20 protein-coding genes and 1 pseudogene are annotated in these 22,867 nt (G+C 44.0%); 9 read left to right on the top strand and 12 right to left on the bottom strand.

Translation table 11 applies throughout. The features are described 5' to 3' along the window. Window positions 1-121 precede the first annotated feature (121 nt). Both F0229_RS13610 and F0229_RS13605 read right to left on the bottom strand, forming a co-directional pair. Entirely contained in the window at window positions 122-1,306 is a 1,185-nt protein-coding gene (locus F0229_RS13610) for a D-alanyl-D-alanine carboxypeptidase family protein (protein ID WP_017064476.1), read from the bottom strand. Between the two features lie 178 nt (window positions 1,307-1,484). Further along, window positions 1,485-2,072, bottom strand: coding sequence for a DUF4136 domain-containing protein (locus tag F0229_RS13605; RefSeq protein ID WP_171733054.1), 588 nt, complete (start codon window positions 2,070-2,072; stop codon window positions 1,485-1,487). A gap of 268 nt (window positions 2,073-2,340) precedes the next feature. Between F0229_RS13605 and F0229_RS13600 the strand changes: the two genes are divergently transcribed. Next, on the top strand, window positions 2,341-2,595 hold the full coding sequence (locus F0229_RS13600; protein WP_017068159.1) for a YgjV family protein: 255 nt from the start codon (window positions 2,341-2,343) through the stop codon (window positions 2,593-2,595). A gap of 135 nt (window positions 2,596-2,730) precedes the next feature. Here the strand turns inward: F0229_RS13600 and F0229_RS13595 are convergent. Continuing rightward, window positions 2,731-4,195 (bottom strand): annotated as a pseudogene (locus F0229_RS13595) (diguanylate cyclase). A 294-nt stretch (window positions 4,196-4,489) separates the two neighbouring features. Continuing rightward, window positions 4,490-7,657 carry a glycosyl hydrolase family 18 protein gene (locus F0229_RS13590; RefSeq protein WP_017072213.1) on the bottom strand — a complete coding sequence of 1,056 codons (3,168 nt, stop codon included), beginning with the start codon at window positions 7,655-7,657 and terminating at the stop codon, window positions 4,490-4,492. A 475-nt stretch (window positions 7,658-8,132) separates the two neighbouring features. On the opposite strand from F0229_RS13590, the gene F0229_RS13585 reads away from it, so the two are divergent. After that, complete coding sequence (locus tag F0229_RS13585; protein WP_017072212.1) at window positions 8,133-9,719, top strand: BCCT family transporter; 1,587 nt, start codon at window positions 8,133-8,135, stop codon at window positions 9,717-9,719. A 129-nt stretch (window positions 9,720-9,848) separates the two neighbouring features. Here the strand turns inward: F0229_RS13585 and F0229_RS13580 are convergent, their stop codons facing one another. Beyond that, entirely contained in the window at window positions 9,849-10,211 is a 363-nt protein-coding gene (locus tag F0229_RS13580) for a RidA family protein (protein WP_017062654.1), read from the bottom strand. 281 nt (window positions 10,212-10,492) lie between these two features. Here F0229_RS13580 and F0229_RS13575 point away from each other — a divergent pair, with 281 nt between their 5' ends. Continuing rightward, a complete protein-coding gene (locus F0229_RS13575) occupies window positions 10,493-10,939 on the top strand; it encodes a DUF417 family protein (protein ID WP_017064470.1) in 447 nt (148 codons plus the stop codon). Window positions 10,940-11,062: 123 nt separating this feature from the next. Here F0229_RS13575 and F0229_RS13570 read toward each other — a convergent pair whose 3' ends face one another. The 6 genes from F0229_RS13570 to F0229_RS13545 all read right to left on the bottom strand — a co-directional run bounded on the left by F0229_RS13570 (window position 11,063) and on the right by F0229_RS13545 (window position 15,749). After that, window positions 11,063-11,581, bottom strand: a complete 519-nt coding sequence (locus F0229_RS13570; RefSeq protein ID WP_171733053.1) for a GNAT family N-acetyltransferase — start codon at window positions 11,579-11,581, stop codon at window positions 11,063-11,065. A gap of 69 nt (window positions 11,582-11,650) precedes the next feature. Continuing rightward, window positions 11,651-12,115 carry an acyltransferase gene (locus tag F0229_RS13565; RefSeq protein WP_017062657.1) on the bottom strand — a complete coding sequence of 155 codons (465 nt, stop codon included), beginning with the start codon at window positions 12,113-12,115 and terminating at the stop codon, window positions 11,651-11,653. Window positions 12,116-12,233: 118 nt separating this feature from the next. Then, entirely contained in the window at window positions 12,234-12,383 is a 150-nt protein-coding gene (locus tag F0229_RS13560; RefSeq protein WP_017062658.1) for a hypothetical protein, read from the bottom strand. A gap of 94 nt (window positions 12,384-12,477) precedes the next feature. Beyond that, entirely contained in the window at window positions 12,478-12,834 is a 357-nt protein-coding gene (locus F0229_RS13555; RefSeq protein WP_171733052.1) for a hypothetical protein, read from the bottom strand. Window positions 12,835-13,047: 213 nt separating this feature from the next. Next, a complete protein-coding gene (locus tag F0229_RS13550) occupies window positions 13,048-14,295 on the bottom strand; it encodes a RidA family protein (protein WP_171733051.1) in 1,248 nt (415 codons plus the stop codon). A 569-nt stretch (window positions 14,296-14,864) separates the two neighbouring features. After that, window positions 14,865-15,749 carry an AraC family transcriptional regulator gene (locus F0229_RS13545; RefSeq protein ID WP_017067592.1) on the bottom strand — a complete coding sequence of 295 codons (885 nt, stop codon included), beginning with the start codon at window positions 15,747-15,749 and terminating at the stop codon, window positions 14,865-14,867. 193 nt (window positions 15,750-15,942) lie between these two features. Between F0229_RS13545 and F0229_RS13540 the strand changes: the two genes are divergently transcribed. The 6 genes from F0229_RS13540 (at window position 15,943) to F0229_RS13515 (ending at window position 21,880) form a co-directional block, all read left to right on the top strand. Then, entirely contained in the window at window positions 15,943-17,091 is a 1,149-nt protein-coding gene (locus tag F0229_RS13540; protein ID WP_048615371.1) for an iron-containing alcohol dehydrogenase, read from the top strand. Between the two features lie 225 nt (window positions 17,092-17,316). Next, the gene (locus F0229_RS13535) at window positions 17,317-18,063 is read left to right on the top strand and encodes an amino acid ABC transporter ATP-binding protein (protein WP_029224268.1); all 747 of its coding nucleotides are present in this window, start codon (window positions 17,317-17,319) and stop codon (window positions 18,061-18,063) included. Next, window positions 18,063-18,860, top strand: a complete 798-nt coding sequence (locus F0229_RS13530) for an amino acid ABC transporter permease (protein WP_017062664.1) — start codon at window positions 18,063-18,065, stop codon at window positions 18,858-18,860. The genes F0229_RS13535 and F0229_RS13530 overlap by 1 nt, the downstream gene beginning before the upstream one ends. Window positions 18,861-18,872: 12 nt before the next feature. After that, window positions 18,873-19,682: a transporter substrate-binding domain-containing protein gene (locus F0229_RS13525; RefSeq protein ID WP_102447775.1), complete on the top strand. Its 810-nt coding sequence runs from the start codon at window positions 18,873-18,875 to the stop codon at window positions 19,680-19,682. A 134-nt stretch (window positions 19,683-19,816) separates the two neighbouring features. Continuing rightward, window positions 19,817-20,743 carry an ABC transporter permease subunit gene (locus F0229_RS13520; protein ID WP_171733050.1) on the top strand — a complete coding sequence of 309 codons (927 nt, stop codon included), beginning with the start codon at window positions 19,817-19,819 and terminating at the stop codon, window positions 20,741-20,743. Window positions 20,744-20,935: 192 nt separating this feature from the next. Beyond that, entirely contained in the window at window positions 20,936-21,880 is a 945-nt protein-coding gene (locus F0229_RS13515; protein WP_171733049.1) for an ADP-ribosylglycohydrolase family protein, read from the top strand. Window positions 21,881-21,940: 60 nt separating this feature from the next. Here F0229_RS13515 and F0229_RS13510 read toward each other — a convergent pair whose 3' ends face one another. After that, on the bottom strand, window positions 21,941-22,831 hold the full coding sequence (locus F0229_RS13510) for a LysR family transcriptional regulator (protein WP_171733048.1): 891 nt from the start codon (window positions 22,829-22,831) through the stop codon (window positions 21,941-21,943). Window positions 22,832-22,867 lie beyond the last annotated feature (36 nt).

Below are 22,867 nucleotides of genomic sequence, written 5' to 3'. Positions count from 1 at the left end.
TAATAAAGATAGTGCGGCGCGGCGTTTTCATTGATGTAGAAATAACAAAGGGCGCTGTGATTCACTCACAACACCCATAATATTTCGACTTTTCAGCGCGGCTTATCGCCACAGGCTCTATTTAGAACAGGCTCGCGAAGAACAGCTTAACGTAGTCTATTAAACGTTTGAACAAACCGCCCTGTTCAACCGCTTCAAGCGCGATCAAAGGCTGAGTTTGAACATCTTCGCCATCAACGGTGTAATGAACCACACCTAGAGTTTGACCTTCTGCAATTGGCGCTTTCAGTTCAGAGTTAAGCTCGATAGATGCAGTCAGCTTTTTACTGTCTGACTTAGGCAACGTAATGAACGTGTCTTCTGCCACACCTAATTTCAATGTGTCTTGCTCACCAAACCATACCTTCTCTTCAGCCACTTGATCGCCGCCTTTATGCGGGTTTAGTGTATCGAAGAAACGGAAACCGTAGCTCAACAGCTGTTTGCTGTCTGATTCACGGCTCTTAACGCTTGATGCGCCCATCACAACCGCGATAAGTCTCATCTCACCTTGTGTCGCTGAACTCGCCAAACTGTAGCCAGCACCAGAGGTGTAGCCCGTTTTCATGCCATCAACGGTTAAGCTTCTATCACGCAACAAGCCATTACGGTTATGTTGAGTGATGCCGTTGTAACTGAAAGAGCGTTCGCTGTATAAGCCATACACATCCGGTAAATCACGAATAATGGCACGACCGAGTAACGCGATATCGTAAGGAGTCGAATAGAGGTCGTCTGCATCCAAACCATGTGCATTGGCAAAATGGGTGTTTTCTAGCTTCAGAGAGGTAGCCCAAGAGTTCATCAGGTCAACGAATGCATCTTGTGAGCCTGCAACATGCTCTGCAATCGCAACGCTAGCATCATTACCGGATTGAATAATCAAGCCACGATAAAGATCCATCATTGCTACATCGGTGTTTACTTCGATGAACATTTTTGAAGAGTCTGGGAAGTTCTTCGCCCACGCGTTCTCACTGATTCGTACCTGATCATCAGCAGAGATGTTGCCTCGCTTCATCTCTTGACCTGCCACATAGCTGGTCATCAGTTTGGTCAAGCTTGCTGGGTTTAACTTCGTATGTGCGTTTTTTTCTACCAGCACATCACCAGAATTAAAATCAATTAACACATACCCTTTTGCGCCTAGGCTAGGTGGGCTTGGTACTATAGAAGGTGCTGCGATAGCTGCATTACTTACCATCGCGGCGTTACTTACAATGAATATACTTAATAGAGGGAGAGAGTATTTGGAAAACAGTTTCATTGAATCAAACCTAAGTTAACGTTTTGAGCAGTATAGACAAATGCTAGCAAAAGAAGCGCGAACTTTACGTTGCTTTACGTATTTGTACCATTCGTTACAAATAAAAAAGTATAATCTGCGATCTGACCATATTTTCCACAACTAATATTTACTCCACGAATGCATTCAACGCCTAATGCTATCGCTCAGGCATGCGTCTAAATAACATTTCAACAAAGTCAGTAATACGCTGTTTGCTCTCGCTTGGCTCTAAATCAGGTTGGATGCCAGACTGTGCTAATGCTTGCCATTGTACGACCTCTGAGTTAGGTACGAAAAACGCAATGTACAACGACCCTTTCTCCGCGACTTTACCTTCACCATCGTAAAATGGCACACCAGTAGATAGCTTAATCGCATCGAAGATAGACTCATCGTTCAGTTCCGATTCTTCCGCTAATCCAAAGCCTACAACAACATCACCGACACCATCCTGCTTTAACTGATAACCTTTACTTGAGAGCTGTTCTTGAATCGAATCACGCACTAAATCGGTTACCACGGTTTCGTCGTATTTTTGAGAAAGGTAAACCTTTTCTGACTCAGGGTGCCAGGAGTACGTCATCACGCCGTGTTTCATGAAACCAAAGTCACCGCTAGTGACCACACCATAATTGTGTGTGGGTGGTATTTCTTGCGTAGAGCATGCGGTCAGCCCAATAGCCATCAAAGCCAATAGTGCTGCTTTTTTTATGCTTTTTGTTGCACAAATGGATCGTTTTATCATTCGAGGCTTCCTTACCTATATAAGAATAACTATCAATTCAACCTCCAACATAAATAGTAATTATGTTAATAGAAAGGTCATTAAACGTTTGCGTAATCGCTAACCTTCACCTCTGTCTGTTTTGGGGGTTTAATCACAAAAACAGAGTTGGTATAGTTCTCCCCGTTAAACAAAACCAGACCATTCGAGGCACGGAGCTTCCTCAATCATCTCATGAAGAGAAGAATTGGTACCGACAAAGTATCGGCAAATTTAAGAGGGTCAAACAATGGAATTCAATATGGTTGAAATTTTAGGTTACGCTGCGTCTATTATGGTCGCAATTTCATTAACAATGAAAGATATCGTTCGTCTGCGTGTCCTTAACTTTATTGGCTGTGCACTCTTCACAGCATACGGCATCATGATTGACGCATGGCCAGTTGCAGCCACCAACGGCTTTATCGCTTGTGTAAACATCTACTTCCTTGCAAAAATGCAAAAGGAAAAAAAAACGGAAGCGATGAAAGCAGCGAAAGCTTAAATTAACGATTAGCCTTTCAAATAATTCTGAAAAAGCCCAAATAGAGCGATCTATTTGGGCTTTTTTGTGTTTGTCGTTCTCAAGAGCTCGATTTGTGTGAACAAAACTTTTCAATTCAATGAGGCTTTCAACCGATCACATGTAAGCAACGTGATATTCGTTCTCTCGATACGCTTGAGTGTTGTTACGTCCACTCTCTTTTGCTTGATAAAGCGCTTTGTCGGCTTTATCGATAGCGGTTTCAATGTCAGTCAGTGCTTGAGCATGGCAACAACCAGCGCTGATTGTTACTGGCGACACTAAACCTTGAAGTTGCTCAACACATAACCGTAACGCCTCTGATAATTCGAATAACTCATGTTCATCACAATCAAACGTCACCAAAATAAACTCTTCACCGCCATAGCGTGCAATCAAACGACGACGGTTAACAAATCTCTTCAGTGATTTTGCGACCTCACAGATAACCCTATCGCCTTGAGCATGACCATATTGATCGTTCACCCGCTTGAAATGGTCAATATCCAGCAAAATGACACCGACATTTGTTAGCGGATAAGGCGACCTTTGAGTAATTTTCAGTTTTAGCTGTTCGATAAAACTCCGTCGACTAGGAAGCCCAGTAAGGTAATCGAGGCTTGCCACATCCAAGATTCTAAGATGACGATGCCGCAGGTAAAGCACCAACACGACAATAATGCTCAACAAACTTACAACCAAAGCCATCAAGCTAATAAACAATAGGCTATGATTTCGATTAAGCTCTTGCTCTAAGATACCTGCAGAAATGACCCAATTAAGATAAGGGTAAAACTTATAGAAGATTTTTTTGTTGGTCGTGCCACTATCACTGGAAATCGAGTAACTGAATTGACCTTCTGGTTTTGGTGGCGATTCGATCAATAAGCAGTTCAGACGAGTAGCCTATTAAGGATTTCAATGATTTGTGCTCATAATCTGGATGAAGCACTAAGTTACCCTGCAGATCGACAATGTACACATATCCGCTATCACCAAACGCATACTTTCTAAGTTTATCTTTTAAACCTTCAAGATCGACCAAATACATCAATTCTTCTTTATAGGTCGTCGCAACCAAAGTATTACCACTCGGTAGCCTCATCGAATAAGCGACTTTGGCTCTGCGGCTTATCTCATGAGGGTTAGCGTGAAAGTACTCGATCATGCCAGAGTCAATAGTGAGCTGTTTTTGGATATGAGTAAGATGCCCACGCTTCTGACCTTGCAAGAATGGATGGTAGAGATGGACGCCTTGGGGTGACATCAAATAGATATAACCCGATTGTCCAATATGCAATTCACGGGCAATTTGGCTTACCTGTTCAACTTCTTGTTCTGGCGTGGTATGCCATACATGAGACGCAACGGTATCCGTAATTCCTTTAAGATATGTCTTTATCGCCTCATTAACTGTGGTGTCGACAATATCGTAACTCGCGTTCACAATCGTACGAAAAAACAGTTGGTTAGATTCCAACAATGACCTTTCAGTTCGATTAAATTGAAAGGCAGAAAGAATCATCGACACGACGGCGAGCGCAATTGAAAAATTAAGAATGTATTTACGTCTGACTTTCAAGATTACCCCGTAGATTTATAATTTCAGGTAACGCTGTGACTTCTCTTATATACAGACTGTTTTATATCATGTTTTTATTTTTTACTGAACGAGTGTCGATATTTTTAAGGGTTTCTATACGTAATCTGTGACTTATAACAAAAACGCCGAACTGGATTCAGTTCGGCTTTTTGATTTTACGTCTAGATTGATTACTTAATTGATACTAATTCCTGATAAATAGACTTAAAAGCATTTGTGTTTATTACCTATTACTACACTCTATTGTCTATAAATAGTTTGCTTAGCATTAAATTAAGAACAAACTTGAGTCCAGCTACCATCGCTACCCGGTTCAGAACTTGTCCACCAGTTTGCTTGGTAAACACTACCGTTGTGAACCACTTGGTCTCCTGTGTTTGCATGGCTTGGGTTACCTGCCCAATCTTTCTGAGGTAAGTCTGGGTAAACCGCTAAACCTGCCGTATCACATGTACCTGGATTGGTGCCACCATCGCCAGGGTTACCGCCACCTGAACTGATATCACCTAATGGTAGATCTGGCTGCTCGAAGCTAAACGCGTAATCAACGCCACCGACATTCACCGCGTAGTTAGCAGGGCCAGAAATTGGCAAGTAATACACCATGTCTAACTCATACACACCGCCAGCAGGAAGCTCTTCCCATGTCGGCAACGTAAACGCCACTCGGTGCATGGTTCCATCTAGTCCACCGATGTTATCCGCGCGAGTATGACCTGAAGCAATCACGGTCAAACCACCACCCGATTGATCTTTCGCGTTATCAGGTGCAGATACTGGGATATCGAATTGGAACTCAGTTCCACCCGGAAGAGCTTGCCCTGTGTTGTTCGTGAACGTGATCTTAGGGTTGATTGGGTAGTTTTGGTCACCGACTTTGAAGCCACCAACCGATACCGCGATATCTAGCGCTTCTGTTGGAATAGCACCCGTCGCTACTTTGTTTCCATATGGTGTTGCAGACTTAAACTTATCGTAGATAGCTTTCGTCATGGTGTTACCCATGTGGAACTCACCGTTACCGCTGTTACACGCTTGCTCAGTCGTATCGATAGAGCTTCGGTTGCCATTCGCATCGAGAACATAACAGTTATAATCCCCTGCTAGTTCCCAGAACATAATACCGCCGATCTCTTTGTCGATAACGTAGTCCGCTTTCACGTCGATAGACTGTTTATCTTCTGTTGAAAGGAATACGCCCTTCTCTGCGTTCCACAACCAAGGGGCAACCGCCACACTGTCGTAGTTTCTCGTGTAAGTGCCCGTTAGAACATCTGAAGGATCATTCACAGGATCAAGCTTGTAAGCTTCAGCGTAAGAGCCCCAAATACCCTTCTCTAGGTTCTTCGCGTGCCACATAGGGTTAGAACCCGCGCCCATTTCGTTACCTTTTGGATCGGTATCGTGCCACATGTTGTCGATACCAATAGCGCCATGGCCACAGTTGTTTTTCTCGCCTTCACCCGTACCCGCTGAACATTCAGATTGGTTTGGCAGTGCTGCTCGGCCCCAAAGACCATTCTCACCACCCGTTACGCCTTGCCAACCACGAGTGTAGTAAGGCACACCGATGTTAATACGGCCTGCTGGCATAGAACCACGGAAGTAATGGTAAGCCCAATCCGTGTTCAGATAACCAATACCACCGTAAGCCGCCGTGTCGTATACGTTCCACTGCGCTAGCTCTGAATCTTTACCCGTATCAAACAAGGCTGCGTTATGACCTACGTGATCGTTCCACGCACCGTGAAGGTCGTAAGACATGATGTTTACGTAATCGAGGTACTTGGTTACATCGAATGTTTCCATACCGCGTAATAGGTAACCAGAAGAAGGCGCTGCGATCGTTAACATGTAGTGATTGCCATCTTGCGCAGACGCCGCATCGAGCTTCTCACGTAGCACTTTCATCAACACTTGGTACGAAGCCCACAGGTATTGACGACGTGGTTCCATGAAGTCTTTGTCGTATGGATTACCGGCACCCGCCATTGAGGTTGGGTATTCGTAATCGATATCTAGACCATCGAACTGGTACTTACGCAGCATTTCGACCGCTGAAGTCGCGAATGTTTCGATACCTTGATGGTTGATAGAACCATCAGCATTGGTCGTCATGGTGTAGAAACCACCATCAGCCACGCGGCTGCCATCAGTCGCGAAGTGACCACCTGTTTCAGCCCAACCACCGATTGAGATTAACGTTTTCACGCCGTGTTTTTTCTTCGCTGTCGCTAATGCACCGAAGTGACCTTTGAAGCCTAATGCCGGATCAACTTCCACACCCGGCCACTCTTTACCAACCGCTGCGTTATTTGGATCGTTTACATCACCGACGTTTACTTTGCCATCTGAACCGATGCTCACGAAAGCGTAGTTAATGTGTGTGAGTTGTTCCCAAGGAATATCATTTACTAGGTAAGCAGCTTGTGGGTCATCCCCTGCACGCCAACTTGTGAAGTAACCAATGACACGACGGGGATGGTCTGCGCCCATTTTCTCACGGCCTTCATCATCGTAAATTGTACAGTAAGGAACATCGACACCTTGAGTTTGATATAAGCCATCAGGGCGACATGTGCTCACTGTTGGAGCGCCGTTCACGGTCAAAGATGCCAACGCAGAATCTGCAGTCGCACCTTGGTCGTCTGTTGCTTTCGCGTAAACCGCTAAAGAACCCGCTTGAGTTGTTGTGTAATCTAACGTGTAAGGGCTCGTTGCAGCAGTGCCCACAAGAGCACCCGCTACGTAGAAATCAACCTTATCAACCGTGCCATCGCTATCTGCTGCCGTTGCTGTCAGTGTGACTACACCACCAACATCAACAGATGTCACTGAAAGTGCAACTGAAACTGTCGGTGCTTCATTCCCTGGTTGTGCTGAATCAACAGAAACAGAAACCGCACTTGCAACACTTGCTGCGCCTTCATTATCCGTTGCAACAACAGAAACCTGATGATTACCCGACGTTGCAGCCCAAGTCGCTTCGAAAGGTGCCGCTGTGACTACCGCAACAGATGCGCCATCAACAAAGAACTCAACCGAAGCCACACTGCCATCAGAATCTAGTGCTGTTGCACTCAATACAACATTATCGCCTTCAGTAATCACGTCAGAAGCAGAGGGTGCCGTTAATGAAGCCGTTGGTACTTCATTTGGCGTACCGCCACCTCCGCCACCACTACACACATCAATCTTTTTCCATTGTGCATAGTCACCCTCAAATTGGCTCGGGTTGTTATTTTGATTCCAGTAATTCGCTGAGTACGCGCTGCCGTCATGTGAAACCTGATCACCACCGGTGTACACCGTGGCGGAATCCCACGCTTCTAACGTTGAACAATCCACAGCCGCGTAGCTGTTGAACGCCATTAAGCATGACGCGGTGAGAGTACTGAGTGTAAAAACCTTCTTGGCCACTCTTCCTTGGTTTAGGTGCATGTTAGCTGTCCCTTAAGTTATTGTTTCAAGATGCTTAATTTAAGTGTCATATTTCTCATCACTTAAATCTCTTCGCAAAACAACTGTAGGTAACAGTGCCAATTTAACACCTAAAATATTCGATATTTATAAAATGACTCGCATTAATTTGTTTATAGCATGCAATGAGTCGACACTTATTTTGCACGAACAACTAATATTAAATTTATTTCGGTACGCTAAAAAATATCGCCTAATTCGTATCCTTAATTACAAAACTCTATTCATATCTGCTTTATTTGTTCGTTCTGAAATTTCGTTTTAAAACTAACCAAAAGGGATTGATTTCGCCGTAGAACTGATTTCTTTTCTAAATTTGCCCACTTTTTCTTAACAATTGTGGTAGTATCGCGGATTTTTTTGACGAACCTCACATTTCAATGCAAGTGTGGAAGAAATACATAGGCTCGAAAGAGCCAAATATAGCGAAGAAATAATGTCCAACTTGACGCAAGTCGCCAACGAAAACATCAACGCAGAATCTACTTCTATCGATTTCAATAAAGCTCAATCTTTGGGTGAAAAACTGGAACTCGGAAACCCAGTCTTTTGGCTTAGTGGCAGTTTTTTAACCCTCTTTGTCATCCTAGCCTTCACCAACACCTCCGTGTTGTCCGAACTTGTAAACATCGGCTTTAGTTATTCAACTAAGTGGTTCGGTGCTTTCTGGCAAGTCCTACTACTTCTCAACTTCATTATCGGTTTAGTGCTTGCACTAGGTCGCACCGGCCACGTTCGCTTAGGAACGCTTGCCCTACCTGAAATGACCACCTTTAAATGGATGTCTATCGTCCTATGTACGCTGCTAGCCGGCGGTGGTGTGTTCTGGGCAGCCGCAGAGCCTATCGCTCACTTTGTTTCAGCTCCGCCACTGTATGGCAACGCAGATCCTCAAGCGATGGCGTTCAATGCTCTATCACAATCTTTCATGCACTGGGGTTTCCTTGCATGGGCAATCTTAGGTGGTTTGTCTTCCATCGTGTTAATGCACTTGCATTACGACAAAGGCCTTCCTCTTAAGCCTCGCACTCTGCTTTACCCAGTACTTGGCGACAAAGCGATTAACAGTTGGGTTGGTAACGTTGTCGACGCATGCAGCATCGTGGCTGTAGCCGCAGGTACTATCGGCCCTATCGGCTTCCTTGGCCTACAAATCAGCTACGCACTGAGCGAACTGTTTGGCATTTCAGACAGCTTTGCAACTCAAAGTGTTGTTATTATCTTTGCTATCGCAATGTACACGCTTTCTGCTTTGAGCGGCGTGAACAAAGGTATCCAACTGGTAAGCCGTTACAACATCATCTTGTCTGTGTGTCTAATCGGCTACATCCTTCTTGTTGGCCCAACGAGCTTCATCGTTGATGGCTACCTGCAAGGTATGGGCGAAATGGTTGATAACTTCATCCCAATGGCGCTATACCGCCAAGATACAGCATGGCTAGGTGGCTGGACTGTGTTCTTCTGGGGTTGGTTCTTAGGTTATGGCCCAATGATGGCGATCTTCATTGCTCGTATCTCACGTGGCCGTACTATTCGCCAAATGATCGTTTCTATTAGCATCGTTGCACCGCTTGTAACGTGTTTCTGGTTCAGCATCGTTGGTGGTAGTGGTCTAGCGTTTGAATTAGAGAACCCAGGTGTGATTTCTAGTGCGTTCGAAGGCTTCAACCTTCCGGCGGTTCTTCTAGCAATTACCGCGCAACTGCCGTTCCCAACTCTGATTGCAATTCTGTTCCTGATCCTGACGACCACGTTCATCGTGACAACAGGTGACTCAATGACTTACACCATCAGTGTGGTAATGACGGGTACGACAGAGCCAAACGCAGCGGTACGTACTTTCTGGGGTATCATCATGGGTGCGGTAGCGATCGCACTTATCTCAATGGGTTCAGGCGGCATCTCCGCTCTACAGTCGTTCATTGTAATCACAGCGGTTCCGGTATCGTTTATCTTGCTCCCGTGTCTATGGCACGCGCCGAAGATCGCGAAGCAGATGGCAAGAGATCAAGGTATCGCTTAATACCTGACCCGATTTAGTTTCGGGTAGCGTAGAACACTAAAAAGCCACTCAAGTGATTCACCTGAGTGGCTTTGTTTTATCTGTTCGTTACTTCTATCTACGATAGCTTATTTCAACCGATAGTTCGGCTTATTGAAACTTTTCACCCGCAGCAACCATAAACGACATCTCAACCAGTAGCTCAGGATTAGCAAGTTCTGCTTTCACGCATGCACGGCTTGGCGCGCAGCCTTCAGGGAACCACGCTTCCCAAACTTCATTGAGTGCATCAAAGTTAGCGAAATCCGTGAGATAAATAGTCACTGACAATACGCGAGATTTGTCGCTGTCTACCAAACTCATCATTTCTTCGGCTTGTTCGAAGATTTGCTGAACCTGACTCTTAATTCCTGCTGTTGTATCCGTCTCTGCCACTTCCACAAAGCTTGCAATACCGTTAAAAACAGTTACATCAGACCAACGTTTGGTCGGGTTAATTCTATGAATTTTCACTGGTTATACTCTTCTTATAATTAGGGTGAACATCAGCGTAATCTAATCCAAATCGCGAATATTGAAAACAAAAATTGGAAAACTCGCGGTACCTTTTGAACAGCACTATCGCTTCCCCATTGCTTTGGTTCTCAACATCACTAGCCTTTAAGCCCCTATCGAGACAATAAGTCGCCACGTGTCAAATCTCTAGATAAATATATTAATTATTATTCTCAATGCGAAATTTAATCTGAACTCTTGCGGTCATATTCAAGGATTTTATTAAATGGAGTACTTTTATGCATGTTCAAACCTATGATTTAAAACAGAGTAATGTGGGATATAACCTTGGAGTGGTTGGAGTAGCATTAGTGCTCGCTTGGATTGGAATTTATAAGTTTACGCCAACTGAAGCGATGCTCATTGAACCGCTAATCGCGAATCATCCTGCAATGAACTGGCTTTACAATCTGTTCTCAGTACAAGCTGTGTCTAACATGGTGGGTGGCGCGGAGATCATCGTCGCGATTGGATTGATCGTTGGATTTAAGAAGCCGACAGTAGCTTTCTACTCAGGCATTGCTGCATCGGCTATCTTTGTTGTGACACTTAGCTTCCTGGTTACAACGCCAAACGCTTGGAAAGTATCGGATGGCATCTTAGTCACTAACTTCTTCCTAGTGAAAGATATCCTGTTTTTGGCTATCGCGATTAGCGTAATCGAACATAACAAACCTCAGAAGTAACCGTAAATCTAGAAGTGGCCAAACCTAGAAGTAACCTTAAACCTTTAAATAAAAAGACTCGAAGCTGGCTAGAAGGACGCTGCCAGCTTCTAATGTATAAGGCACTGATAGTCAGCTAGTCAGCTAGTCAGCTAAAACCTTACGATAATAATTAGCATCTTGATGTTCTCCTTTAAACACCGCGTAGCTCTCAACATACTCGACCAATTCAAAACCGGTATTGGATAAGATTTTGTTGGAACCGATATTGCCCACTAACGCATAGGCATCAACATATTTAAGGTTGGTCTGTTCCTCCAAATAGAGTAGAAACTGCTTTACTGCGTTAGACGCAATGCCTTTTGAAGCAAAGGAACGACCTACTCGATACCCTAGCTCTCCACTATGGGCGATCTGGTCGATATCGCGGATGTTGATTCTTCCACAGACAGTGCCATTGGCATCTTTGATCAACATAGGAATCATCTCACCATTCTCGTATTCAGTTAGAAAGCTGGTGATTTGCTCGGTCACACCTGCATTTGAATAGAAGCTATCACCCCTAACTGGAATAAATTGCTCAAACCACTCTCGATTTTCGACCTCAAAATCCAAAAGCGCACTCGCGTCATTCGGTTGAAGTAAGTGTAAAAATACATCCATGACAAATACTCTAATGTTTCCCTAAAAAGCCGCACCTTATGATTCATGAACCACGGCTTATTAATACGGTTACGGTAAACCTCTCAATTTCTTGGCTGGGTTACCTGCGTAGATACCTTTTTCGGTGATGTCTTTCGTTACCACACTGCCCGCGCCGATTACTGCACCTTCGCAAATGCTGACAGACAGAACCGTAGCGTTAGAACCGATCGTGACGTTGTCAGCTATCAAGGTACGCCCCCAACTTTCAGGATTAGGATCTGGCTTGCCCTCTTTGAATAAGTCGTTGGCAAACATGACTCCGTGACCAACAAAGCAGTCACTTCCAATGGTCACATACTCACAGATAAAGGTGTGAGATTGAATCTTGCTTCTCGCACCTATCACGGTGTTCTTTTGAATCTCAACAAAGGGGCCAACGAACACATCATCTTTAAGCTCACAGCCATAAACGTTACTTGGCTCGATGATAGTGACATTCTCGCCACAGGTAATATCAGTAATCTGTGACTTTAATACTCTTGGACTTGCCATACTTCACTTCCTCTCGACATTAGCGTCACAATTCAACCTAAGAGATTGTGCCGTAGCCATTAAAGTGCAGCAAATAGATATGTTGAGAGTTGGCAATGGATCAGAAATTCTGCATAAATTAAAACAGTCCCACCAGCACAACTGACAACAGCACCCCACCGATAAAACTTGGGGCGTGGAATGGCTGAGCTTTAGATCTAACGTACTCTTTTTGAAGGTCTTCTTGGTAAGTTTTAACGGCGAGTTCTTTTACGTAGTTATTTTGCATAATAAGCTCCTTCTTAATCAGTAAGAGAAGCTTAAGACTTCAAGTTAGGTTGAGGTAAAGCAAAAAATCAGATTAATTGAACACTTTATTTTTGTTACTCAAGGATTACCCTGAACACATCGTTATTCACGCCGCCAACATCTACTAACTCCCCCGGTTTCATTAGAAGCGAGGTGTTAAGCTGTCGTGTTGAACGTGGCTCTTTTGTTTCTCGAATCACTAACATATCGACAAAATAGCCAGAGTCTTTCTTTGATATTGAGCCAGAAAACGTAACGCTTTCAACCCTATCGGCAAGGACTGAATTGAATGTTTTATCCTCTAAAATACCTGCGGCGATGGATGTATCACCATAAAATAGCGTGATGGTTGTTGGGTCGGGTACCAACTCTTGATTGGACGAACACCCTATTAGGGTAAGGCATAGCAGTAAAATGGCTCGAAATTGCATAAACTGGTTTTCTTTATTACGTTAAGCGTCTGTTTTTCATATTAAAACACTTCAACCTTATAAATACCATGTTTACGGGATAAGCTTAGGTGTGTCGCTTCGATGGACTTGAGTAATGAAGTGAACGGATCAGATCTCGGCCTGTTGAGTTTGCTCCCTATTTGGAAGCTAAACCGAGATCTGATCGATATTATCGAGAAGGGTTCAATTGATTTATGCAACAACGTCTTGTGGAGGTGTCCCTTCACAGTTAGAAACGACAGCATCAATTTGAATTAAAGCGTTCATAGGAATCTCTGAAACCCCTACTACCGTTCTTGCCGGTAACTCAGCATTAAAGAACGTAGTGTAGATGTCGTTCACCGCATCAATATCTGAAACATCTTTAAGCTGAATATTAATTTTCACCGTATCGTCCATGCTGTGCTCAACACTTTCAATGATCGCCTTAATATTCTTAAGACATTGTTCAGTTTGCTCTTTTATACCACCAGCAACCACTTCATTGGTTTTCGGATCTACAGGCAGTTGACCTGAAATATGATTGTAGTGAGAGAAAGCGACTGTGTGCGAATAAGCCATAAATGGCGCATCAACCGTATTATTAGCTTCGATAACCAGTAAGCGAGTGTCTTCTGGCAGTTGTGGCGGTGTACCGTCGCCATGTGAAATGGATGTATCAATTTGAATTAAAGCACCCATTGGTAATTCAGCTGCGTTAACAACAGTACGAGCAGGAACGTAGCTTGGGAAGAATTTAGCACATACTTCATTTACCACTTCCGCATCTGCGATATTTTTTAGGTAGATAGTCGTTTTAACCACATCATTCATGACATGACCGATACTTTCTAGAATAGCTTTGATGTTTGATAGACATTGTGCTGTTTGCGCTTCGATACCACCATCAACCAACTCACATGTATTTACATCGATAGGCAATTGAGCCGAAAGGTTGTTGTAGTGAGAAAAAGCCGCAGTCTGCGTCGATACAGTACTTTGAGGCGCGTTATCTGTATTTCTTGATACCTTAACTAGCGCGCAAGGTGCTTGTGGTTTAGTGCCTTCGCCGTTTGAAATAAGCGCATCCATTTGAACTAAAGCGTCACTGTTCGGTAGCGCAGCTACGCCCACGACTGTGCGTGTAGGGAGGCTGTTTTGGAAGAAGCTTTTGTAAACTTCATCAATAGCATCGATATCAGAAATATTCTTAACGAAAACATTAATCTTCACAACATCATCCATAACATGGTCGATGCTTTCAACAATGGCCTTAATATTATTTAAGCATTGTGCTGCTTGGTCTTTAATATCACCAATCACTACTTCACCTGTTTTAGGGTCAACAGGTAATTGAGCTGAAAAGTTATTATAATGAGAAAAAGCGACCGTTTGTGTAGATACAGAATTAATTGGTGCGTTTTCAGTATTTCTTGAAATTTTAATGATATCGCTACTCATCGGAATTATCCTTTTAATAATATAGTCATACGTATTTATATTTAACAATCGTATTGGAAAGAATGATTAAAGTAGCGCCATATTAAGTGAATTATTTTAAGGTAAACGTGATATCAATCAGACTCTCAGTTGACTACAAATCAGCAAGTTACAGAATAATTAGTCATCGAACGACTAATTATCCGTCCCACTAGGCTTTATCAACTGCTAAATTATCTTTAATTTTAAGTCTATTCAATAATCCTGAATACTCTCTCTGATAGTACGGTGAGTAATTCCAGAATTTTAGATAATATTTGATAGGTTGTTCACACTAAAACTTCGTTAATAGCTAAGTTAGTGAGTTTCTCCCCTATACCTGTGCATAAACTCTTAGGCTATTTAATTAATTATTTTCGAGAGCTTATTTTATATAAGTACGTTAATAATATATTCGAGAATCAAATACCTACAATCTGACAATGCCTATGATTAGATACATTTACTCATATAATTCAACAAATATGAGCAATCGTCACCATAGCTTTTGGCATTATAGCTCTCAACACATAGTTTCGTTGAAAGAAGAACTAAACCGCTCTTGGAGTAGTATTGAAGTGGCGCTTAAATTCGCGGCTAAATTGAGATGGGCTGGAGTAACCGACTCGACGTGCAGCATCACTAATACGAAGGCCTTCTAGTTGAATCAGCTCTTTGGCTTTATTAAGTCTAACCTTTTTCAAGTATTGAAGAGGTGATTCAAAGGTGACATTACGGAATGCATTGTGGAAGGCAGACACGCTCATGTTGGCTTCGTCAGCAAGCGATTGAACGGTGATGGTTTGGTCGTACTCTTCATGCACTTTAGACAGCGCTTTGGCAACACGTGCGTAATGGCCATCATGATGAGCTAAATCAAACAGCACACGCCCTTCTGAACCGGTTAATGCGCGGTAGACAATCTCCGTTACCATGGCATCGCCCAATATGTTGGCCTCAATGTCGCAATGCAGCGTTTTCACCAATCGGGTAAAGCTCTCTAGCATTTGCTCTTCCATTGGCGTCGATTCTAAGCCACTCGAGTTCTGTTTGTGCTTGTTGCAGTAGCTCTCTAAGAAGCCTTGATCTTCGAGCTTTTTGACTAAGCTATGCAAGCGTTGAGAATCAATGCTAATCGACAAGCCAAGCAATGGTTCACCATTAACAGGCAAGGCTTCGCACTCTAACGGCATTGGCACACCCACCACAAGATAATCACCTGCAGCGTAAGTCACTGGCCTTTCGCCAATGTAGATGTTCTTTTTACCCTGTCCGAGCATGATAATGCCAGACTGGTAAGTAAATGGCTGACGCTGATTCCCTCCACTGCTTCTATACAACCACACGCCGCTAATTTCAGTTTCTCTGATCCCTTCGAGATCATCCCAACCTTTGTGTTCTACATATGACTGTAACAACTGAGCGAGTGTTTTCATAAGTGGCGACTTTCCATTCCAAGTGCTAAGAGTAAGTAAGCTAAAGCAGAGGAAGAATATCAAGTTTGTAGAAATAGGCAATTTATTTGGAGGAACAGCTCTTCATTGACCTAGATTACTGTACTAATATGCAAATATAGAAATTGAGCAATAAACCAAAATAACAAATTTCGCTTTACACAAGGAATCTCTGATGCAATTTACTTACGTTAACCCTACTGTTATCCATTTCGGCCAAGGCCAAATCAACGCTATCAGCCAAGCGGTTGATACTTCGAAGAAAGTACTGGTCATCTATGGTGGCGGTTCAATCAAGAGCAACGGTGTTTACGACCAAGTTGTAGAATCTTTGAAAGATCACTCTTGGATCGAGTTCTCTGGCGTTGAAGCAAACCCTACCAAAGAGACGCTAGACAAAGCAGTCGCTCTTGTTAAAGAAGAAAACGTAGAATTCATTATCGCTGTTGGCGGTGGTTCAGTAATCGACGGCTCTAAGTACGTTGCTGCAGCGGCTAAATATGACGGCGACGGTTGGGACATCCTAACGGGCAAACACCAAGTAACTGAAGCGACGCCAATCGGTGCGGTACTGACACTTCCTGCGACAGGTTCTGAATCTAACATGGGTGCGGTAATCACGCGTAAAGCGACTCAAGAGAAGCTTGCTTTCCTTAACCCTGCAGTACAGCCTAAGTTTGCGGTTATGGACCCAGATGTAATGAAGTCTCTACCTGAGCGCCAATTGATCAACGGTTTAGTTGATGCGTGGGTACACGTGTGTGAGCAATACATCACGATGCCAACAGACGCGATGGTTCAAGACGGTTACGCGGAAACACTGCTGAAAAACCTACTTGTACTGGGTAAGCAATACGACGAGCGTGACAACGACGCATGGCGTGCAAACCTAATGTGGACAGCAAACCAAGCGCTTAACGGCCTAATTGGTACGGGTGTTCCTCAAGATTGGGCAACTCACATGATTGGCCACGAATTCACAGCACTATGGCACGTAGACCACGCACGTTCGCTTGCGATTGTTCAACCTTCACTACTTCGTAACCAAATCGAAGCAAAACGTGGCAAGCTAGAGCAAATGGGTCGTAACGTATTTGGCCTAGAAGCGGGTGCTGATTTAGCAGAACGCACAATCGCTGCAATCGAAGCGTTCTACCACAGCCTAGACGTAGCAACCATGTTTGACGGCTACGAAACAAACAAAGCAACGGCGATTGACAATGTTGTCGCTCAACTTGAATCACACGGCTACCTACAACTTGGTGAGAATCAAGCAATCACGCCAGAGAAAACACGTGAGATTCTAGAGTCTGCGATTCACTAAGAATCGGGAAAATAGAGAGAAAGTAAAGATAGTGGTCATACAACGATGAATTTTCACATCTGACTGAACCCATTACTTTTTTCTTTCGTACAACAGAAGCAGCGTTCATTTTGAGCGCTGCTTTTTAATTTGCCCTACAAGATGCTATTAAATTCTCATAAGTCCCTAATTTTATGTGCAATCATATTTCTATATTGTTAAGGTAAACCTGTCTCTTTACTAGGTATGAACAACGATTTGAACAATCTCAAGGAAATGGTTAAGTTTAAGTCACTTAACAAGTGGTATGGTGATTTTCATGCCCTAAAGGGTATCGATTTAAATATTGAACAAGGAGAGATAGTGGTGATTTGCGGGCCGTCTGGTTCGGGTAAATCAACCTTGATCCGTTGCATCAATCAGCTAGAACCTTTCGAAAGTGGCGAACTTTCCGTGCTAGAACAAGTGCTCCCGAGTAAGTTCAACACACCGGGCCAAGTCGGAATGGTGTTTCAGCACTTTCATTTATTCCCCCATCTTACCGTGCTTGAGAACCTTACTCTTTCTCCAATTCGTACGCTTAAAAAAAGCAAACAAGAAGCCGAAAAGATAGCAATGCACTATCTCGAGCGTGTGCACATTGCAGAACAAGCCAACAAATACCCAGTGCAACTTTCTGGCGGTCAGCAACAACGTGTGGCTATCGCCCGTTCTCTGTGTATGAAGCCGGAATTACTCTTGTTCGATGAACCCACTTCAGCGCTTGATCCGGAGATGATCAACGAAGTACTCGATGTGATGGTTGAACTGGCGAGCGAAGGCATCACCATGGTGTGTGTCACCCACGAAATGGGCTTTGCAAAACAAGTGGCCGACCGCGTTATCTTCATGGATGAAGGACAAATTGTGGAATCGAATACCCCACAAGCGCTCTTTGAAAACCCTCAACATGAACGTACTCAAGCGTTCCTAAATCAGATCCTGACTTATTGATGTTGATTCGAATTATTAAACCAGCCCTTTCCGCTCTAATACAAATTGTTGTACTAGTGGCCGCTGTTGTCTGGATTCTCGATTCTGGCGCACAAACCATGGGATACAGCTGGCAATGGGAGCGCGTGCCGGACTATATTGCTTTCTATGAAGATGGCGAATGGTGGCCTGCAGAGTTAGTTGAAGGGCTACTGGTTACCATCAATATCTCTCTGATTTCTTTGGTCGCGACACTGATCATCGGCTTAACGACGGCGCTATTGAGAAACTCAAATTCTGTGGTTGGACGCACCTTGGCCACCAGCTATGTTGAGTTGATTCGTAACACGCCGTTATTAGTACAAATTTATTTGCTCTATTTTGTGTTTGGCCCCGTGTTAGGGCTGGATCGTTTTAGCACTGCCGTTTTGGCCTTGGCACTTTTCCAAGGTGCTTACACCGCCGAAATCTTCCGTGCTGGTTTAAATGGTATTGCGAGAGGACAATTTGAAGCAGCTCAATCTTTGGGTTTATCAAAGACCTATACTTACTGGGATGTGATTCTTCCTCAGGTGGTGCAACGCACCTTGCCACCTTTGACTAATGAAGTGATCTCTCTTATTAAAAACTCTTCAATTGTGAGTGTCATGGCTATTTTTGACCTGACGACTGAAGCCAGAAACATCGTTTCTGAAACCGCGATGCCATTCGAGATTTGGTTCTCTGTGGCGATCATTTATCTTGCTCTTACACTTTCACTTTCTGCCGTTGCTGCTTGGCTTGAGCATAAGCTCGGGGCTAACTGGCGAACACAATAAGGATTTATCAGCATGAAGCTATTTAAAACCGCGATTACAGCCCTACTTGCGCTTGCCGTAATTTTGCCTGCACTTGCTTCTGAAACGCCTAACCTCGATAAAATCAACGAACGTGGCTCACTGCGCGTTGGTATGTCGACATTTGTTCCTTGGGCGATGCGTAACAAACAAGGCGATCTCGTTGGCTTTGAAATCGACGTGGCGAAACGCCTTGCCGAAGATTCTGGTTGGAAAGTCGAATTTGTACCTACGGCATGGGACGGTATTATCCCTTCTCTATTGTCGAAGAAATTTGATGTGATCATCGGCGGTATGTCTATCACTGAAGCTCGTGCCAAAAGCGTATTATTCACTGAACCTTACTCGCACTCTGGCGTTCAACTGGCTGCTAATAAAGAGCTAGCGGAAGGTTTTACTCAAATATCTGATTTTGATTCTCGCCGTGTAAAAATTGCAGCACGTCGTGGAGCATTCACGGTTCAAGTCGCTCGTGAAACCTTCCCTAAGGCGAAAGTTCTACAGTTCGATGACGATGCTCAAGCATTCCAAGAAGTATTGAACGGCAACGCACACGCGGTTATCGCGTCTAGCCCGAAACCAGAACACGAAACGATCAAAAACGCAGACACGCTATTTATTCCATTTGAAGAGCGTCTATCAAAAGGTAACGAAGCATTTGCAGTTCGCCTAGGTGAAACTGACAAGGCAGAATTCTTCAACGAATGGATCAAAGCACGTACTGAAGACGGTTGGTTGAAAGAGCGTTACGAGTACTGGTTCTCTACTCTAGATTGGCAAGACCAGATTGCTCAAGGTCAGTAATCAGAACTTTTGCTAGTAAATCTAGGCAGTGCGTTGTCTGCACTGCCTTCTCATCGGCAACTTGATTCGCTTTATTGATGATCTAAAACTCAACAAAACAGCCTACTAATTATTATTGTTTAAACAGGAATGACGTGAGTAGTACTAGCGCATTGACAACACCTAAGCCCAACGTTCATATGAAGCCTTGGTATCAACGCCTTAACCTTTTGGATGGCGTGTTACTCGCTGTTATTTGTGTGTTTGCAGGCTGGCTTTATTATCGCTCTGCTGTTGGTATTAACTACCAATGGCGCTGGGAAGATGCGTTTACACTAATTTTTATTCCGCCTTCTCAAGGCAGTATTCCTTACTTTTTCCAAGGCTTGGTCGCGACACTGCGCTTGAGTGCTTGGAGCATGGTGTTAGCACTCTCTTTTGGCACATTACTTGGCGTTGCAAGGCACTCTAAAATTGCTTTCTTCAAAACACCGGCACTGATTTTCATTCAGTTGGTCCGTAATATTCCGCCGCTGGTGTTTGTCTTCATATTCTATTTCTTCGTTTCTAACCAACTGATTCCATTACTTGGTTTAGAAAGTATCTTGCGTGAACACAACGGCGAGATTAATGCTGTTCAAGATTTCCTGTTCGGCCCAGCTAACCTTTGGGAAAACTTGGCGTCTGGTGTTATCTGTATTGGCTTGCTCTCTTCTGCTTATATTGCTGAAGTGATTAGAGCTGGCTTAGAAGGTATTCCTAAAGGCCAATGGGAAGCGGCCGATTCGCTCGGCTTGTCTGCGTTGTCTAAGTATCGATTTGTTGTCGGTCCACAGGTATTAACGGCTATCACACCACCTTTGGCTGGCCAAGCAATCTCCTTGGTTAAAGACACGTCGATTGTGTCTCTGATTTCTATCCAAGAGATGACGTTTGTTGGTACTGAGATGGCAAACTCTTCAGGTTTGATCTTTGAGATCTGGCTCATTGTTGGCTTCGTATATTTTGCTTTGTGCTTTGCGCTTTCACGTCTGTTCAAAGTGATTGAGCAGCGCTCTAGTGCCTATCTCAACCATCAATAACACCACCAATCAAAAATACGAATTCACCAGACTATTCATCGCCCTTATCAATTTCACCTGATTGGTTTAAACTATTGACCAATCAGGATTTATCCCTTCATATTTCTTCTTAGAAACACAGCAAAATACTCGCCTAATCACTATACTTAAAGTATCGAACTACGTTGATTCTTCTCAAGGACATCACTCAACATGGACAATCATAAAGAAAGAGCTTTTTACGCCGTTGTTGGCGCATTGGTTGGAGACGCCGCTTCAATGGGGCTGCACTGGCTGTATGACCAAGAGAGGATCTTAAACGTGGCTGGTTTTGAGCCTGAATTTCGCTCACCGAATCGGTTCGATTATCAAGATAAAGGCTACTTTGCGCACCAAGGTAAAACCGCAGGCGAGCAATCGCAATATGGTGCTCAGTTATTGGCGATGGTCGACAGCTTAGTCGACAACCAAAAATACGATGAAGCGAACTATATTCAACATTTCCGCTTCTGGTTTGATTTTGGTGGCAGTTGGCAAGGCTACATTGATAAAGCGACGCGCATGAGCTTGCTGAACATCCATCAATTAGAACTAGAGGACGCCCCGATTACTGCCTGTGGCGCAGACGATACGCAGCTCCCCACAGTCTCAAAGATCATTCCATTAATCGCATGTACTTATACTTCTCACACCTTACCAGCAATGGTAGAGAGTGCGGTACGAGTGACCAACAACAACGACAAAGCCGTGGAATGGGCACAAGCCATCACCTTATTGGTTCAAGCGGCAATTCAAGGCAACTCTCCACTGCAATCGGTAGAAATGGTACGACAAACCTGCAGCAAGTTTATACACGATCAAATCGATGAAGCACTGGCTGAACCTGCGCTTTCAATAACAGATGCCGCGAAGAAGTTTGGACTGCATTGTGAACTGAGTGCCGCATTTCCCTTGCTGATTCGCATCATTGCGGGGGCCCAGAGCTATAAACAAGGTATTCGAGACAATATCTTATGTGGCGGTGACAGCTGCGGGCGTGCAATTGTGATTGGCGCTGTATTAGCGGCATGTTTCTACGAAGAAGACGGTGAAATTCCAACCGAATGGCTAAAACAAGTCGAACTCAATGGCGGTGTACTGTCTTTGCCTATTGAGTGATTTCCACAAAAACGAACTAGAGTCTGACATAAGACAAGTAAACTTCTAGGTCGAAGACTGTCATTCCTTTAAAGTTGGAACACACTGCGATAACTCATTCTTCAGCCAAACAACAAACGGGCTTTCTGGCTCTTCATGGTTGCTATCTTGCGTGAGCAATATGTACTGATGACCGGAAGGCACAAAGCCGAACGGTGCGATTAAGTTGCCTCTATTCAAATCATCAACCACCAATGGATAAGAACCAAGAGCCGCTCCTAGCCCATCAACAGCCGCTTGAAAGCAGAAATAGAAGTGTGCAAAGGTCTGGTTTGATATAGTTTGTGACACCAATCGGCGATCAAATTCACTATCTTTGGTGATGGATGCCCAGTGGCTCCAAGCGTTTGGTCGCGTGCTGCTGTGCAGTAATTTTACATCGGCTAGCTTGTCTTTGACCTGTTGCCAGTAATCAGGCGAGAACACAGGGCCAACCCACTCTTCAACTAACGGTATCTGTTTGTAATGCTCGGTTACGTTGAAGTCGTCTCGGCGAATGGCCATATCTAATCCAGTTGCGCCTAATGTCACAGGCCCACCTGCGGTAGACAATCGAACATCAATTCCGGATTCGTTATAGAAATCACCGAGTCGAGGCATTAACCAGCGCATGGTCAATGTGGGTTCGCATGAAACCTCCAACGCTTGATGATTCAGCTGATTAAGCTTATGGACTCCAGTTTCCAAGGCTTGGAACGCTTGCTCTGTGTAACCTTTGAGTAATTCCCCCTCTTTGGTGAGACACACATTCCTGCCCTGTTTATAGAACAAGGCGTGAGATAAGTGATTTTCCAATACCTTGATCTGCTTACTCACTGCGCCATGTGTGATATTGAGTTTATCCGCCGCATCACTGTAACTGCTCGAATGCGCTGCTACGTGGAAAATATGAAATGCTTTCAAATGTCTCATGTGTGATTTTTTCTCACAGATAGATGGAATTCATTT

The organism is Vibrio sp. AIC-3 (assembly GCF_013114515.1).
Taxonomy (GTDB): domain Bacteria; phylum Pseudomonadota; class Gammaproteobacteria; order Enterobacterales; family Vibrionaceae; genus Vibrio; species Vibrio crassostreae_C.
This window is presented reverse-complemented; position numbering and strand designations above follow the sequence as displayed.

What these genes read in the sequence shown, in the direction of transcription:
- F0229_RS13550 (WP_171733051.1), bottom strand. Translation starts at nt 14,295, where the DNA reads ATGAGTAGCGATATCATTAAAATTTCAAGAAATACTGAAAACGCACCA.
- F0229_RS13515 (WP_171733049.1), top strand. Translation starts at nt 20,936, where the DNA reads ATGGACAATCATAAAGAAAGAGCTTTTTACGCCGTTGTTGGCGCATTG.
- F0229_RS13610 (WP_017064476.1), bottom strand. Translation starts at nt 1,306, where the DNA reads ATGAAACTGTTTTCCAAATACTCTCTCCCTCTATTAAGTATATTCATT.
- F0229_RS13600 (WP_017068159.1), top strand. Translation starts at nt 2,341, where the DNA reads ATGGAATTCAATATGGTTGAAATTTTAGGTTACGCTGCGTCTATTATG.
- F0229_RS13565 (WP_017062657.1), bottom strand. Translation starts at nt 12,115, where the DNA reads ATGGCAAGTCCAAGAGTATTAAAGTCACAGATTACTGATATTACCTGT.
- F0229_RS13530 (WP_017062664.1), top strand. Translation starts at nt 18,063, where the DNA reads ATGTTGATTCGAATTATTAAACCAGCCCTTTCCGCTCTAATACAAATT.
- F0229_RS13570 (WP_171733053.1), bottom strand. Translation starts at nt 11,581, where the DNA reads ATGGATGTATTTTTACACTTACTTCAACCGAATGACGCGAGTGCGCTT.
- F0229_RS13575 (WP_017064470.1), top strand. Translation starts at nt 10,493, where the DNA reads ATGCATGTTCAAACCTATGATTTAAAACAGAGTAATGTGGGATATAAC.
- F0229_RS13590 (WP_017072213.1), bottom strand. Translation starts at nt 7,657, where the DNA reads ATGCACCTAAACCAAGGAAGAGTGGCCAAGAAGGTTTTTACACTCAGT.
- F0229_RS13540 (WP_048615371.1), top strand. Translation starts at nt 15,943, where the DNA reads ATGCAATTTACTTACGTTAACCCTACTGTTATCCATTTCGGCCAAGGC.
- F0229_RS13555 (WP_171733052.1), bottom strand. Translation starts at nt 12,834, where the DNA reads ATGCAATTTCGAGCCATTTTACTGCTATGCCTTACCCTAATAGGGTGT.
- F0229_RS13535 (WP_029224268.1), top strand. Translation starts at nt 17,317, where the DNA reads ATGAACAACGATTTGAACAATCTCAAGGAAATGGTTAAGTTTAAGTCA.
- F0229_RS13585 (WP_017072212.1), top strand. Translation starts at nt 8,133, where the DNA reads ATGTCCAACTTGACGCAAGTCGCCAACGAAAACATCAACGCAGAATCT.
- F0229_RS13545 (WP_017067592.1), bottom strand. Translation starts at nt 15,749, where the DNA reads ATGAAAACACTCGCTCAGTTGTTACAGTCATATGTAGAACACAAAGGT.
- F0229_RS13525 (WP_102447775.1), top strand. Translation starts at nt 18,873, where the DNA reads ATGAAGCTATTTAAAACCGCGATTACAGCCCTACTTGCGCTTGCCGTA.
- F0229_RS13605 (WP_171733054.1), bottom strand. Translation starts at nt 2,072, where the DNA reads ATGATAAAACGATCCATTTGTGCAACAAAAAGCATAAAAAAAGCAGCA.
- F0229_RS13510 (WP_171733048.1), bottom strand. Translation starts at nt 22,831, where the DNA reads ATGAGACATTTGAAAGCATTTCATATTTTCCACGTAGCAGCGCATTCG.
- F0229_RS13560 (WP_017062658.1), bottom strand. Translation starts at nt 12,383, where the DNA reads ATGCAAAATAACTACGTAAAAGAACTCGCCGTTAAAACTTACCAAGAA.